This is a genomic window from Streptomyces sp. HSW2009 (genome assembly GCF_040240285.1).
In the GTDB taxonomy this organism is placed as follows: Bacteria; Actinomycetota; Actinomycetes; order Streptomycetales; family Streptomycetaceae; genus Streptomyces.
The window spans coordinates 1-12,965 of record NZ_JBEHZD010000191.1 but is presented as its reverse complement, the minus strand read 5'-3'; the positions used below and the strand labels follow the sequence as shown (position 1 = coordinate 12,965).

The 12,965-nt window shown below is 72.6% G+C and carries 10 protein-coding genes and 1 tRNA gene; 3 read left to right on the top strand and 8 right to left on the bottom strand.

Annotation, left to right across the window (positions count from 1 at the left end; genetic code table 11):
• From AAHZ94_RS16300 to AAHZ94_RS16290, 3 genes are all read right to left on the bottom strand, one after another.
• A partial coding sequence (locus AAHZ94_RS16300) for a tetratricopeptide repeat protein (protein WP_349993607.1) occupies nucleotides 1-1,832 on the bottom strand: 1,832 nt, incomplete at its 3' end.
• Nucleotides 1,833-2,121: 289 nt separating this feature from the next.
• Nucleotides 2,122-2,195 (bottom strand) — tRNA-Met (locus tag AAHZ94_RS16295).
• A gap of 54 nt (nucleotides 2,196-2,249) precedes the next feature.
• Nucleotides 2,250-5,288 (bottom strand): UPF0182 family membrane protein, encoded by a 3,039-nt coding sequence (locus AAHZ94_RS16290; protein WP_349993608.1) that lies wholly within the window; start codon nucleotides 5,286-5,288, stop codon nucleotides 2,250-2,252.
• Nucleotides 5,289-5,432: 144 nt separating this feature from the next.
• Here AAHZ94_RS16290 and AAHZ94_RS16285 point away from each other — a divergent pair, with 144 nt between their 5' ends.
• Nucleotides 5,433-5,999 (top strand): PPA1309 family protein, encoded by a 567-nt coding sequence (locus AAHZ94_RS16285; RefSeq protein WP_349993606.1) that lies wholly within the window; start codon nucleotides 5,433-5,435, stop codon nucleotides 5,997-5,999.
• Nucleotides 6,000-6,276: 277 nt separating this feature from the next.
• Here AAHZ94_RS16285 and AAHZ94_RS16280 read toward each other — a convergent pair whose 3' ends face one another.
• The 4 genes from AAHZ94_RS16280 to AAHZ94_RS16265 form a co-directional block, all read right to left on the bottom strand.
• A complete protein-coding gene (locus AAHZ94_RS16280) occupies nucleotides 6,277-7,383 on the bottom strand; it encodes a YlbL family protein (RefSeq protein ID WP_349993605.1) in 1,107 nt (368 codons plus the stop codon).
• A gap of 345 nt (nucleotides 7,384-7,728) precedes the next feature.
• The gene (locus AAHZ94_RS16275; protein WP_349993609.1) at nucleotides 7,729-7,881 is read right to left on the bottom strand and encodes a hypothetical protein; all 153 of its coding nucleotides are present in this window, start codon (nucleotides 7,879-7,881) and stop codon (nucleotides 7,729-7,731) included.
• Between the two features lie 224 nt (nucleotides 7,882-8,105).
• Entirely contained in the window at nucleotides 8,106-8,582 is a 477-nt protein-coding gene (locus tag AAHZ94_RS16270; RefSeq protein ID WP_349993604.1) for a molybdenum cofactor biosynthesis protein MoaE, read from the bottom strand.
• 250 nt (nucleotides 8,583-8,832) lie between these two features.
• Entirely contained in the window at nucleotides 8,833-9,975 is a 1,143-nt protein-coding gene (locus AAHZ94_RS16265; RefSeq protein ID WP_349993603.1) for an SDR family oxidoreductase, read from the bottom strand.
• A gap of 191 nt (nucleotides 9,976-10,166) precedes the next feature.
• Here AAHZ94_RS16265 and AAHZ94_RS16260 point away from each other — a divergent pair, with 191 nt between their 5' ends.
• Both AAHZ94_RS16260 and AAHZ94_RS16255 read left to right on the top strand, forming a co-directional pair.
• Nucleotides 10,167-11,672, top strand: a complete 1,506-nt coding sequence (locus AAHZ94_RS16260; protein ID WP_349993602.1) for a zinc-dependent metalloprotease — start codon at nucleotides 10,167-10,169, stop codon at nucleotides 11,670-11,672.
• Nucleotides 11,672-12,202, top strand: coding sequence for an NUDIX hydrolase (locus AAHZ94_RS16255; RefSeq protein WP_349993601.1), 531 nt, complete (start codon nucleotides 11,672-11,674; stop codon nucleotides 12,200-12,202). Before AAHZ94_RS16260 ends, AAHZ94_RS16255 begins: the two co-directional genes overlap by 1 nt.
• Before the next feature lie 195 nt (nucleotides 12,203-12,397).
• On the opposite strand, the gene AAHZ94_RS16250 is transcribed toward AAHZ94_RS16255, so the two are convergent.
• Nucleotides 12,398-12,965, bottom strand: a 568-nt coding sequence (locus AAHZ94_RS16250; protein WP_349993600.1) for an AIM24 family protein, incomplete at its 5' end; no start/stop codon positions are given.

Here is a 12,965-nt window from a genome sequence, read left to right as displayed (position 1 = left end):
CGGGCGGGGCGCGGGGGGGGGGGTCGGCGTGGCCCCGCCCCCGCCGGGGCCCCGCCGCCGCGCGCGGCGGGGGGGGCCCCCCGCCGGTGCCCGGCGGCGGCGGCCCGGGTCCACCACAGCGCGGCCTCGGGCTCGCTGCCCTCGCGGGCCAGCAGCAGCCCCAGGTTGAAGGCGCCGTTACGGCTGCCCGCCTTGGCCGCCGTGCGGTACCAGTGCGCCGCCTTCACCACGTCCCCGCGCGCGGAGGCGAGCATGCCGACCCGCACCTGCGCGCGCCGGTGGCCCTGCCGGGCCGCCCGCTCGTACCACTCCTCGCACTCCAGCCGCTCCGGCTCGCCGTCCGTGCCGCTGCCGTCGCCGAGGCCCGTGCTCGGGTCGGTGGCCGGGCGGTCGAGCAGCGCGCCGAGCCGGAACGCGGCCTCGGCGCTGCCGCCGTCGGCCGCGCAGCGCAGGTGCCCCTCGGCCGCCTCCTCGTCGCCGTCCCGCAGCAGAACGATCGCCACCTGGAGGGCGGCCTCGGTGTGCCCGCCGGCGGCGGCCCGCACGTACCACTCGTGCGCCGTGCCCTCCTCGCCCCGGCCGGCGTGCAGGATGCCGAGGTTGAACGCCGCGTCCACGCTGCCCGCCTCGGCCGCCTTGGAGAACCACGGCTCGGCGCCGGCCGCGTCCGAGCGCTGCAACAGCAGCACCGCCAGCGCGTTGGCGGCCTCCCGGTGGCCCGCGTAGGCGGCCCGCCGGTACCACTGCTCGGACTGGGCGGTGCGCCCCTGCCGGGTGCAGAGCAGGCCGAGGTTGTACGCGCCGTTGATGTCGCCGGCGTCCAGCGCCGCCCGGTACCAGCGCTCGGCGGTCTGCGGCTCGTCGCGCTCGGCGTGCAGCGCGCCCAGTGCGTTGGCCGCGTTGCCGTCGCCGTCCTGGGCGGCCCGGTGCCACCAGACGGCCGCGCTGTCCAGGTCGCCGGCGTCGCGCAGCAGGAAGGCGAGGGCGCAGGCGGCGCGCGCCTCACCGTCCTCGGCCGACATCAGGTACCAGCGGCCGGCCTCCTTCGTCTCGCCGCGCTCTTCGAGGAGCGTGCCGAGGTAGAGCGCGGCGCGCCGGTGCCCGCGCGCGGCGGCCTGCCGGTACCAGCGCTCGGCCTCGCTCTGCTCGCCGTCCGCCCGCGCCGTCTTGCCGCGGCCGTCCGGGTGCTGCCGCTCGCGCTCGCGCTTGTGCAGGATCTGCGCGAGGCGGTACGCGGCCTCGCGGTGGCCGTGCTCGGCCGCCGCCCTGAACCAGCGCTCGGCACCCACGTCGCTGCGGTGCTCCAGCAGGTCGGCCAGCGCATAGGCGCCCAGCGCGTGGCCGGATTCGGCGGACTGCCGCAGCCAGTACTCGGCGGCCGGCTCGTCGCCGCGCTCGCGGTGGTGGCGGCCGAGGGCGTGGGCGGCGGCGGCCGAACCCGCCACGGCGGCCGTGCGCCACCAGCCGGCGGCCTCGTCCGCGTAACCGCGCTGGTGCAGCAGGACGCCCAGGTTGTTGGCGGCGGCCCGGTCGCCGGCGACGCTGGCCGCGCGCAGTTGCGGCTCGGCGCCGTCCAGGTCGCCGCGGCGCAGCAGCAGCGCGCCCAGCATGCTCATGGCGGCGGTGTCGCCGGCTTCGGCCGCGCGGCGGTGGGCCGTCTCACATTCGATCTCGGCGCTGTAGGTGCTGGCTGCAAGGTCGGTGGTGATCGGGTCGGCGCCGTCCACGGCGTCGGCCGGGAGTCCCGACACGCTGGGGGTGCGCCCGTCGCCGGGCGCTGGCACAAGCCGTTCCCTCTCCACCAACCTTGCCCTGTCCCCCATGCGTTCCATCGTTGCACCACCCACAACCGGCGTACACCTGGTATACCGCAGCCGTGAGGTCACTTCAGCGTTTTGTCGACTTCCCGACAGAACGACTTCTGAAACCGCAGTTGAAGCCGTTTTCGCGGGGTGTCCCCGGCGCGTCGCGCACTGCACAGGACCGGCGTACGGTCCGTCACCGCGAGCGCGGCCCCGGCCGGCGACGCTGCCGGCGAGCGGTATCCGGGGGCCGGCGAACCGCGCCCCCACGCACGACAAGGCCCGAATCCTGATGAGGATTCGGGCCTGTGCCTGTGAGTAGCGGGGACAGGATTTGAACCTGCGACCTCTGGGTTATGAGCCCAGCGAGCTACCGAGCTGCTCCACCCCGCGTCGGTGTGCACCTAACGTACCACGACGCGGAGTGGGTCCGATCAGCCGTCCGGCTCAGCCGTCCGCTCTGGCGGGCGCGCGCTCGGGTTGGTCACCGGGTGGGCCCGTACGGGCTGACGCCTGGTCGGCGGCCTTGTCCCGGTCACCGTCCGGTTTCGCGTCACCCTCGCCGTCACCCTGGGCGCCGTTCTTGCCGTCACCCTTGGCATCACCCTTGGCGTCGTTCTTCGCCTTGTCCGCCGCTGCCTTCTCGGCCTTGGCCGCCCGGTCGAGCGCGTCCTTCAGGTCCTTCTGGGCCTTGCCGAACGCCTCCCAGTCCTGCGGCTGCTGCTGGAGCGCCTTCTGTCCGGCGTCGATGGCGTCCTGCGCGTCCTTCAGCGCCTGAGCCACCGTCGGATCGGCCGGCGGCCGGTCCTGGTCGCCCTCGCCCGGTGGCTTCGTCGGATCGGTGGGCTTCTTCTCGCCGAAGACCACGTCGAGCGCCTTGCCCAGCGAATCCTCGAAGGCCGTCTGGTCGCCGAAGGTCACCAGCACCTTCTTGAGCAGGGGGTAGTTCGTCCCCGCGCCCCGGACGTAGACGGGCTCCACGTACAACAGGCCCTCGTCGAGCGGGACGGTCAGCAGGTTGCCGTACTCCACCGTCGAGTCGCCGCCCTTGAGGAGTCTGATGCTCTCGGCGATCTTCGGATCGGAGTTGAACTTGCTCTGCACCTGTTGCGGGCCGGAGACCGGGTTGTTCGGCCGGAGCTTCAGGATTCTGATCTTCCCGTACTCCTTGCTCTGCGCATCGGCGTCCACCGCCATGAAGGCGCTCAGGTTGTCCCGGCCGTTGGGCGTGAAGGTGGTGGTCAGCGAGAACTTCTTCTGCTGCTGGTCCGGCATCTTCATGCTCAGGTAGTACGGCGGCACCGACTCGATCTTGTTGGTCGGGTCGTCCGGCACGTGCCAGACCTCACTGCCGCTGTAGAACTGCTCCGGGTCGGTGACGTGGTAGCGGGTCAGCAGTTCGCGCTGCACCTTGAAGAGGTCCTGCGGGTACCGCAGGTGCTCCATCAGCTCGTCGCTGATCTTGTCGTGGTCCTTGACCGTCCCGGGGAACGCCTTGCGCCACGTCTTGAGCACCGGGTCCTTGGTGTCCCACTCGTACAGCTTCACCGAACCGTCGTACGCGTCGACCGTCGCCTTGACCGAGTTGCGGATGTAGTTGACCTTGTTCTCCTGCGCCACCACCTCGCGCTGGCCGTCGGTCAGCGAGTCCTGCGTGGTGTCGCCCAGCGTGGTGCGCGAGGCGTACGGATAGCCGTTGGTCGTCGTGTAGGCGTCCACGATCCACTGGATGCGGTTGCCGATGACCGCCGGGTAGGCGTCACCGTCGATGGTCAGCCACGGTGCGACCGCCTCGACGCGCTCCTTGGGCGTGCGGTTGTACAGGATGCGCGAGCCCTCGCCGATGGCCCCCGAGTAGAGGATCTGCGGCTCGTTGAAGGACACCGCGTACGCGGCGCGGTTGAGCGGGTTGGAGAGGTTGACGCCGCTCTTGCCGCGGTACTTGGTCGTCTTCTCCTCGCCCTTGTCGCCGGAGTAGTCCAGCTCCTCCTGCGGGCCGCCGACGATCGAGTACTGCGTGGTCTTCTCGCCGTAGTAGATGCGCTGCTCGTACTGCGGGAACTGGCCCTGCGACGGCAGGTTGCGCTCCATGAACGACGGGGCACCGGTCTTGGTGGTCTCCGTGCCCTTGGCCGTCACCGCGCCGTAGCCGTGGGTGTACTTGAAGTGGTCGTTGATCCAGTTGCGCTCGGGGATGCCCTTGGTGTTGATCTCGCGCAGACCGATGACCGTGTCCTGGTCCTCGCCGTTCTTGTCCTTGTACCGGTCCACGTCCAGGACCTGCGGGAACTGGTAGTAGCCGCGGACCTGCTGGAGCTGCTGGACGGTGGGCGAGACGACGTTCGGGTCGAGCAGCCGCAGACTGGCCGTGGACTCCGCCTTCTCACGCAGCGACTTCGGGTCCGACTTGCTCTCGCCCTGGTACCCGGTGACCTTCGCCTCGTCGATGCCGTACGCCTTGCGCGTGGCCTCGATGTTCTTCTTGATGTACGGCGCTTCCTTGGCCTGCTCGTTCGGCTGGACCTGGAACTTCTGCACGATCGCCGGGTAGAGCCCGCCGATCAGGATCGCCGAGAGGACCATCAGCCCGAAGCCGATCACCGGGAGCTGCCAGGTGCGCCGCCACAGCGTCGCGAAGAACAGCAGCGCACAGATCACCGCGATGAAGAACAGGATCGTCTTCGCCGGCAGGTACGCGTTGGCGTCCACGTACTTCAGGCCGGTCCAGTTGCCCGTCTCCTTCAGGTCGCTCGACTTGACCGCGAGGCCGTACCGGTCCAGCCAGTACGCGACGGCCTTGAGCGCCACGAAGATGCCGAGCAGCACCGACAGGTGGCCGGTGGCGGCGGCGGTGGCCCGCGCGCCCGGGCTGGTGATGCGCAGCCCGCCGTACAGGTAGTGCACCAACGTCGCCGCGATCAGCGACAGGACGGTGGCCGCGAAGCCGAAGCTCAGCAGGAAGCGGTACCAGGGCAGGTCGAAGGCGTAGAAGGAGACGTCCTTGTGGAACTGGGCGTCCTTCTCGCCGAAGGAGACGCCGTTGACCCACAGCAGCCAGGTGCGCCACTGGCCGGAGGCCGAGGCCCCCGAGATGAGACCGACCAGCGCGGTGATGCCGATCAGCAGCCACTTCTTGTACGGGTCGATGCCCATCCGGTAGCGGTCCAGGGACTGCTGCTCCAGCGACATGGCGCTGAGCGGCGGGCGCAGCCGGTGCGCCAGCCAGATGTTCACCCCAACGGCGGTGGCCATCAGCAGGCCGAAGACGGCGAAGAGGCCGATCTTGGTGATCAGCGTGGTCCTGAAGACCGATGAGTAGTGCACCGAGCGGTACCACAGCCAGTCCGTCCAGAACCCGGCGAACATGACGAACGCCATGGCCAGCACGGCCAGCACGCCCAACGTCATGAGCAGGGTCCGGACCCGCCGGGACGGTCGGCCGACTCTGATCCGTGGCCCGGTCGGGCCTCCGCCGCGGTCCGGCATCTGGAAAGCCAAGGTGCGCACCTCGAAGTTCGGTGTCGTTGAAGCTCGGTAAAGCAGCCCCGAGATACTAGGGCCCATTGATGCAACTTACTCAGGCTTTACTCAGTTCCCGTTTTCGGGTCCGTTCAAGGCACGATATTGACCATGTCCAACCTTCCCCCGGATTCCACGCCCGCGCCCCCGATGGCAGCGAGCCCCCTCACCCGCGCCGTACTGGAGCTCGACGAGTACGCGGCGGGGCTCGGCTGGGACCAGCCGGCCCGGCTGTTCGCCCTGGTCGACACCGCCCGGCTGCGGGCCGATCAGCCGCAGCTCGCCGACCAGCTCGGCCTCGAAGCCGACGGCCAGGCCGGTGCCCTGACCCCCATCGAGCAGGACGAGCTGCCGGCCGGCGCCGCGCTCGACGAGTTCCTCGGGACCATCGCCTGGCCGGACGCGGTCGCCGGCTGTGCGCTGGTGGTGGAGCGGCTGATGCTGCCCGCCGCGGCCGAGGCCGCCATCCCCGAGGGCCTGAGCGACCAGCAGCTCGCCGACTGGGTGGCCAAGCAGCCGGGCCGGCAGGAGGTGCGGATGACGGTCGCGGTGCTGCGCGACGGGGCCCGCGATTCGGCCCTGCGGCTGCGCGAGAAGGACACCCCGACCGAGGTGCTGACCGGGTCGGACCTGGTGCCGGGGCTGGCCGAGGCGCTGGCGGCGACGTTCGAAGACTGACGGCCTGACGGCCTAGCGGGCTTTCGCGGACTCACGACCTCACGGCCCAGCGGCCTGACGGGCCAGCAGTCCAGCCGGTTGGCCGGGGCCGGTCGGGGGCCCGGCCGCCGTGGCCCGGGTGCTGGCGGGGGCCGGGCGCCGGCAGGCGGCGTGCTGATCGGGACCGCACGCCGGTCGGGGCCGCACGCCAGTCGGGGCCGCGCGCCGGCTGTAGGTCGGGCGCCGGTCAGGCCGGGGCTGACCGGGGGCCGGTCGGAGGTCAGGCGCGGGCCCGGCCTCAGCCGCGGGTGCAGCTCGGCAGGTCGGCCGTCTTCTTCTCGCGGATCTTCTCCAGAGCGTCCATGGCGTCGTCCAGCGTCGCCACCTTGACCAGCGTCAGCCCGTCCGGGATGTCCCGGGCTGCGGTGGCACAGTTGGCCTCGGGGGTGAGGAAGTAGGCGGCGCCCTTATTCCGCGCGCCCACCGTCTTCATCGAGATGCCGCCGATGGGGCCGACCGTCCCGTCCTCGGCGATGGTGCCGGTGCCGGCGACGAACTCGCCGCCGGTCAGGTCGCCCGGGGTCAGCTTGTCGATGATGCCGAGCGAGAACATCAGCCCGGCGCTGGGCCCGCCGACGTCCCTGACGGTGATCGAGATGTCGAACGGGAGCGTGTAGTCCACCGCCGCCTCGATGCCGATCATCGCCCGGTCCCCCTGCGGCGCGCGCATCGTGGTCAGCGTGACGTTCTTGGCGCCCCGCGGTTCCTTGCGCTGCTTCTCGGCCGCCGCCACCCGCTCGGCCGGGATCACCGTGAAGACCGTCTTGTCGCCGGGCTTGTGCTGACTGACCAGCTTGACGACGTCCGCCGGGGTCCGTACCGCCTCGCCGTCCACGGCCTTGATCGCATCGCCCGCGTGCAGTATCCCCTCGGCCGGGGCGCCCTTGGCGACGCTGCCCACCACGGTGTGCGAGGCGAGCTTCACATCGAGCAGCTTGCGCTTCTTCAGCTCCTTGAGCGCCGCCACCTTGGCGCTCTCCTGGGACTGGGTGAACTCCTCGGCGTTCTCCTGGTTCACCTCGTCCGCGGACTTGTCGTCCGGGTAGAGCGTCTTGTGCGGCACCACCAGCTTGTCGTGCGAGAGCCAGCCGTACACCGACTCCACCAGGTTCATCTTGTACTCGGAGTTGGTGACCTGGACGGTGGTCATGTTGAGGTGGCCACTGGTCGGATACGTCTTCTGGCCGGTGATCCGGAGCACCGTCTCGCCGTCGTGCTTGCCCAGCGTGTTGACCGTGAGCCCCGGGCTCATCTCCGCGTACGGCACGGGTATCAGCACCCCCGCACAGAGCAACGCGATCAGCGTCAGGAGGGAGGCGAGCAGCGTGGCGGTGCGGCGTGGCATGGAACGACAGTACGGGACGGGCCTGTGAGTTCACCTCCGGGGCCGTCCGTCCGGTGGCGCCCGGAGGGGCGTACGGGGTCGGCGGGAGGTGGGGCGCCGGGTGCGGGCTGGTTCGGGCCCGGGAGCACGGGTACGCGGGGGCCCGGAGGCACGGGGTGTGTCAGGAAGGTTGTACGCGATGCGGCGGCTGGTTGCGCAGGGTGTGGCGGCTGCGCGCGGTGCGTTCGGTGAGCGGCCGGCCGCCCCGTCCCAAGGCCGCAGACGGACGGTGCGCCCGGGGGCGCGCCGTCGCGCGTGCGAACGCAGCCGGACAAGGTCCGGCCGGGTCAGACGGGGCGGAGCGGCTCAGACCGAGCCGGAACCGGAATGCGAACGCTGCATCGCTTCGCGGAACCGTTCGTATCCGGCGACCTCGGCGGCGTCCCCGGCCCGGCGGTCACGCGCGGCCCAGGCGGTGTAGACGACGGCCGCACCAGCAGCAATAAGCGGAATGATCAACCACACGAGCACACCCACGGCGGACTTCCAATCCCCTACGCACCCGCAACTGACAGATGAGCAGATTAATCGTCTGCCAGCACAACGCTCACGGCAGGGGTCGAGTTACGCAACCGCACCGGCGGTCGGTGACCCGGGCCGCGCGGGGCGCTTCCGGGGCACCTTCGCGCTGCGGCGCTCGCGTGCTCGTTCCGTAAGACGCGTGAGGGGGCCGTGGGGGTGCCTCAGATCCCCACCCATTCTTCGGAGCCGTCGCCGAACGTCTGGTGCTTCCAGATCGGGACCTCGGCCTTGAGGTCGTCGATCAGTCGGCGGCAGGCGGCGAACGCCTCCGCGCGGTGCGGGCAGGAGACGGCGACGACCACGGCCAGGTCGCCGACGGCGAGGTCACCGACGCGGTGCACGGCGGCCAGCGCACGGACCGGGAAGTCGGCCACCACCTTCTCGGCCACTCGGCGTAGTTCGTCCGTCGCGCTGGGGTGTGCCGAGTAGCCCAGGCCGGTGACCTCCGCGTCGCCCGGGCCGTCGTGGTCGCGCACGGTGCCGACGAAGAGCGCGGTGCCCCCCGCGGCGGCGTCGGACACCGCGCCGAACACCTCGTCCACGGAGAGCGGTGTGTCGCGGATGGCCAGCAGCCTGAGGGGACTGCTCGGCCCGGGCTGCGCCGCCTGCGCTGCTTCGGTGTCTGCCATGCGGTCCATCGTGCCGCACCCGCCCCGTCCGCGGCAGGCCACCTCGGCATGACCGGCAGCACCGGGGCGCCGCACGCGCCACGGGACCAGCCCGCGGGGCCCCGGGCCCAGGCGCCCGCCGGCGGAGCACAGGCGCCCACGGGCCTGCCGGGAGCCGGGCCACAGGCGCCCGCGGCCCTCGCCAAAGTGCGGCTACCGGCGCCCGCGGGCCATCCGGAAGCGGGACTACGAGGGGCCCGCGGACCTCGCCGAGGTGGGGCTACAGGCGCCTGCGGGCCTTGCGGGCGCGGCGGACCAGGGCCGCGGTGCCGACCAGGGCGACCGTGGCGCCGGCGGCACCCAGCGTGGTGGCGTCCTTGCGGCCCAGCCGGCGGCCGGCCACCGTGCGCCGGCCCGCGACCTCCTCCAGGAGTTCGGCCAGCACCTCCTCGTTGGTCCACCGGGGCCGCCAGCCGGCGTCGTGCAGCCGGCTGCCGCTGACCACCCAGGGGTGCATGGTGTACGCGAGGTCGCCGGCGGGCGAGGGGGTGAGGCCGAGCCGGTGCAGCCGGGAGGCGGCGCCGAGGGCCACGGCCGACGGCAGTTCCATCCGCCGGATGCCGGTCAGCTCCTCCACCTCCTCCTGTTCGAGCCAGCCGTCGCAGCCGACCGCGAGTTCGCCCTCGACCTTCTCAAGGACCGCGTACTCCAGGGCGCTGACCAGGTCGTCCACGTGGCAGAACTGCCAGGTGGGCCGGGAGCCCGCGACCACCAGCAGGCGCGGCGACTCGAAGTAGCGGGTCAGGGCGGTGTCGGTGCCGCCGACCAGGACGGCGGGGCGCAGCACGGTCACGTTGAGGCCCGGGTGGGCGCGGGGCGCGCGGCGGGCGAGCTGTTCGATCTCCAGGAGGTCGCCGACGCCGGTGGCCTCGGCGGTGGCCCGCAGTTCGGCGTCCTCGGAGAGCGGCACGTCGTTGTCGGGCAGCGCCCCGTAGACCATGGCCGAGGTGCACAGCACCACGCGGCGCACCCCGGCCGCCGCGGCTGCGGTCAGCACGGTCTGGGTGCCGCGCACGTTGTAGGCCGTCCTGGCCTCGGCGTCGGTCTCCAGGTCGAGATCGGTGGCGAGGTGGACCACGACGTCGGCGCCGCGCAGCTTCTCGGCGATGAGGGGGTCGCGCACGTCGAGCACGTGCCAGCTCGCCTCGCTGACCTCGCCGCGCCGCTCGTCGATGGCCAGCACCTGCTTGACCTCGGCGGACTCGGTGAGCCTGCGGGTCAGCAGGGCGCCCACGCCGGACGCGGCTCCGGTGACGGCGACGACGGGGCGGCGCAGCGGCGCGGAGGACGGCTCCGCCCAGGTCGGATGCTCGGGGGGCGGATCGTTTCGCGCTGCGCGAACGGTTGGATCTGGGGAACTCACCGGGCGGCTCCAGCGGTTGTCTTCTGTACGTAAGAGAACTGACGCGTACGTACCAGGCGCTGTCCATCCTGCCGCAGGCATCCGGTCGGCGAAGCACCGAGCCCTGATAGCGGCTGGGTGTCTACGCTGGTGGTGTTGTCGGGCAGTCGCCGCCGGCTTCCAGCCGACGGCCCTACGAGCCGAGGAAACCCGTGAGTGACACCCCATTTGGATTTGGCCTTCCGCCGGAGGAGCCGGAGGACGGCGACGACGGCAAGAAGAAGGGCAACCAGGGCGGTGGCCCGGGGCCCGCGAACCCCTTCGGCTTCGGCGGGGGCGGCGGCGCGGACAACCCGTTCGCCGCGATGTTCGGTTCGCTGAACCCGAACGACCTGGGCGCCGCCTTCCAACAGCTCGGCCAGATGCTCTCGTACGAGGGCGGCCCGGTGAACTGGGACATGGCCAAGGACATCGCCCGCCAGACCGTCGCCCAGGGCGGCGAGGGCCAGAGCAAGGACGTGAGCGTCGGTCCCAAGGAGCGGGCCGCGGTCGAGGAGGCCGTGCGCCTGGCCGACCTGTGGCTCGACGGGGTGACGTCGCTGCCGTCCGGTGCCGGCACGGCGGTGGCCTGGAGCCGCGCGGAGTGGGTCGAGGCGACGCTGCCGGTCTGGAAGGACCTGGTGGACCCGGTCGCCGAGCAGGTCGGCTCGGCGATGGGCAGCGTCCTGCCGGAGGAGATGCAGGCGATGGCCGGGCCGCTGCTCGGCATGATGCGCTCCATGGGCGGGGCGATGTTCGGCACCCAGATCGGGCAGGCGCTGGGCGTGCTGGCCGGCGAGGTGGTCGGCTCCACCGACGTCGGGCTGCCGCTCGGTCCCGCGGGCAAGGCGGCGCTGCTGCCGACGAACGTGGAGGCGTTCGGCTCCGGCCTCGGCGTGCGACAGGAGGAGGTGCGGCTCTACCTGGCCCTGCGCGAGGCCGCCCACCAGCGGCTCTTCGCGCACGTGCCGTGGCTGCGCTCGCACCTGTTCGGCGCCGTCGAGGGGTACGCGCGGGGCATCAAGGTGGACACCGCCAAGCTGGAGGACGCGGTCGGGCAGCTCGACCCGACCCACCCCGAGCAGTTGCAGGAGGCGCTCCAGCAGGGCATGTTCCAGCCCGAGGACACCCCGGAGCAGAAGGCCGCGCTGGCCCGGCTTGAGACGGCGTTGGCCCTGGTCGAGGGCTGGGTGGACGCGGTGGTGCACGCCGCCGCCGCGCCGCACCTGCCGTCCGCCGACGCGCTGCGCGAGACGCTGCGCCGCCGCCGGGCCACCGGCGGTCCCGCCGAGCAGACCTTCGCCACGCTGATCGGGCTCGAACTGCGGCCCCGGCGGCTGCGGGACGCGGCGCGGCTGTGGGCCTCGCTGACCGACGCGCGCGGCCTGGACGGCCGGGACGCGCTGTGGGAGCACCCGGACATGCTGCCCACCGCCGCCGACCTGGACGACCCGGACGGTTTCGTCCACCGCGAGCAGCTCGACTTCTCCGAGTTGGACAAGATGCTGGGCGAGGCGGCCAGCGGCCCGAACCTCGGCAAGAGCCCCCGCGGCGATGCGGCTCCCGGGGGCGCGGCCCCCGGCGGTGCGACCCCTGGCGACGCGGCCCCGGGCCAGTCGGAGGCGGGCCGGGACGAGGACGGCGACACGGGCACGGACCCCGCCGGCGGGCGTCCCTGATGGCTGACCTGCACGCGGCGGCGGCCGAGGCGCTGACCGCCTGGCCGGCGCCCGACGCGGAGCAGGAGCGGCTGCGGGTGACGTACCTGGAGCACCTGGCCGCGCATCAGGACGGCGTGTGGAAGGCGTGCCGGGACGGGCATCTGACGGCGAGCGCGCTGGTCATCGACCCGGACCGGGGGCGGGTGCTGCTCACGCTCCACCGCAAGCTGCGGATGTGGCTCCAGATGGGCGGCCACTGCGAGCCGCAGGACGCCACGCTGGCGGCTGCGGCGCTGCGCGAGGCCACCGAGGAGTCCGGCGTCGCCGGTCTCACGCTGCTGCCGACCGGCCCGGTCCGCCTGGACCGGCACCACACGCCGTGCGCCTGGCACCTGGACGTGCAGTACGCGGCGCTCGCCCCGGCCGGCGCCGAGCCGGTGGTGAGCGAGGAGTCGCTGGACGTGCGCTGGTTCGACTACGCCGAGGTGGCCGCGGTCGCCGACGACTCGGTGGTCCGCCTGGTGGAGCGCACACGCGCGCTGCTGTGAGGGCGCTGCCAGGCCCGTACGCGAGGGTGCGGCGTACGGGCCCGCGCAGGTGAGGCGTACGCGCGCGGGTGAGGTCCGGGCGGGCGGGCGTCACGCGCAGGGGTGAGACGCACGGTGGTTGAGGTGCACGCGTGCGGCCCGATACGCACCCCGGCCCGGTACGGGCGCAGGCGCGTACCGGGCCGGGGTGTGTCGTCAGCGGTTGTTGGACCAGATGTTGCCCTGGTTCTGGCCGTGGGCGCCCTGCTGGCCCATGCCGAACTGGGCCGCGGCGCCCTGCCCCACCACCGCGTTCTGCGGCGGCAGCAGCTCGCTGGGCTGCACCAGCGCGTATCCCTGGCCGAGGAAGCTGAGCTCCCAGCCCTCGCCGGTGTTGCCGCGCCGCCGCCACACGCCCGACGAGTGGGTCTGCGCCTGCATCTGCACCCGGAGCGAACTCGACCAGGCCACGATGGCGTCGGCGTCGGCGTTGACGTACTTGTCCGGCGTCACCTGGAGCATGAGCGGCTGCCCCGAGGTCATCAGCGCGACCTTGCCCTGCCCGGAGATGACCAGGTTGTACTTGCCCGACCCCGAGATGCCGTACTGGCTGTCGACCGCCACGGTCTCCCAGTGCAGCGCCGAGTCGAGCGCGAGCACGTACCCGGCGTCCACCGTGAGCCCGTCGTGGGGGGGGGGGGGGCGGGGGGGGGGGGGGGGGGGGGTGGGGGGGGTGTTCTCTGCGTGGGCCCCCCCCCCCCGCAGGGTCACGCCCCGGGCCCGG

Bases quoted from the DNA above. Each gene is read 5' to 3' on its own strand.
- AAHZ94_RS16290 (WP_349993608.1), bottom strand. From the start codon at position 5,288: ATGCCGGACCGCGGCGGAGGCCCGACCGGGCCACGGATCAGAGTCGGC.
- AAHZ94_RS16285 (WP_349993606.1), top strand. From the start codon at position 5,433: ATGTCCAACCTTCCCCCGGATTCCACGCCCGCGCCCCCGATGGCAGCG.
- AAHZ94_RS16280 (WP_349993605.1), bottom strand. From the start codon at position 7,383: ATGCCACGCCGCACCGCCACGCTGCTCGCCTCCCTCCTGACGCTGATC.
- AAHZ94_RS16270 (WP_349993604.1), bottom strand. From the start codon at position 8,582: ATGGACCGCATGGCAGACACCGAAGCAGCGCAGGCGGCGCAGCCCGGG.
- AAHZ94_RS16255 (WP_349993601.1), top strand. From the start codon at position 11,672: ATGGCTGACCTGCACGCGGCGGCGGCCGAGGCGCTGACCGCCTGGCCG.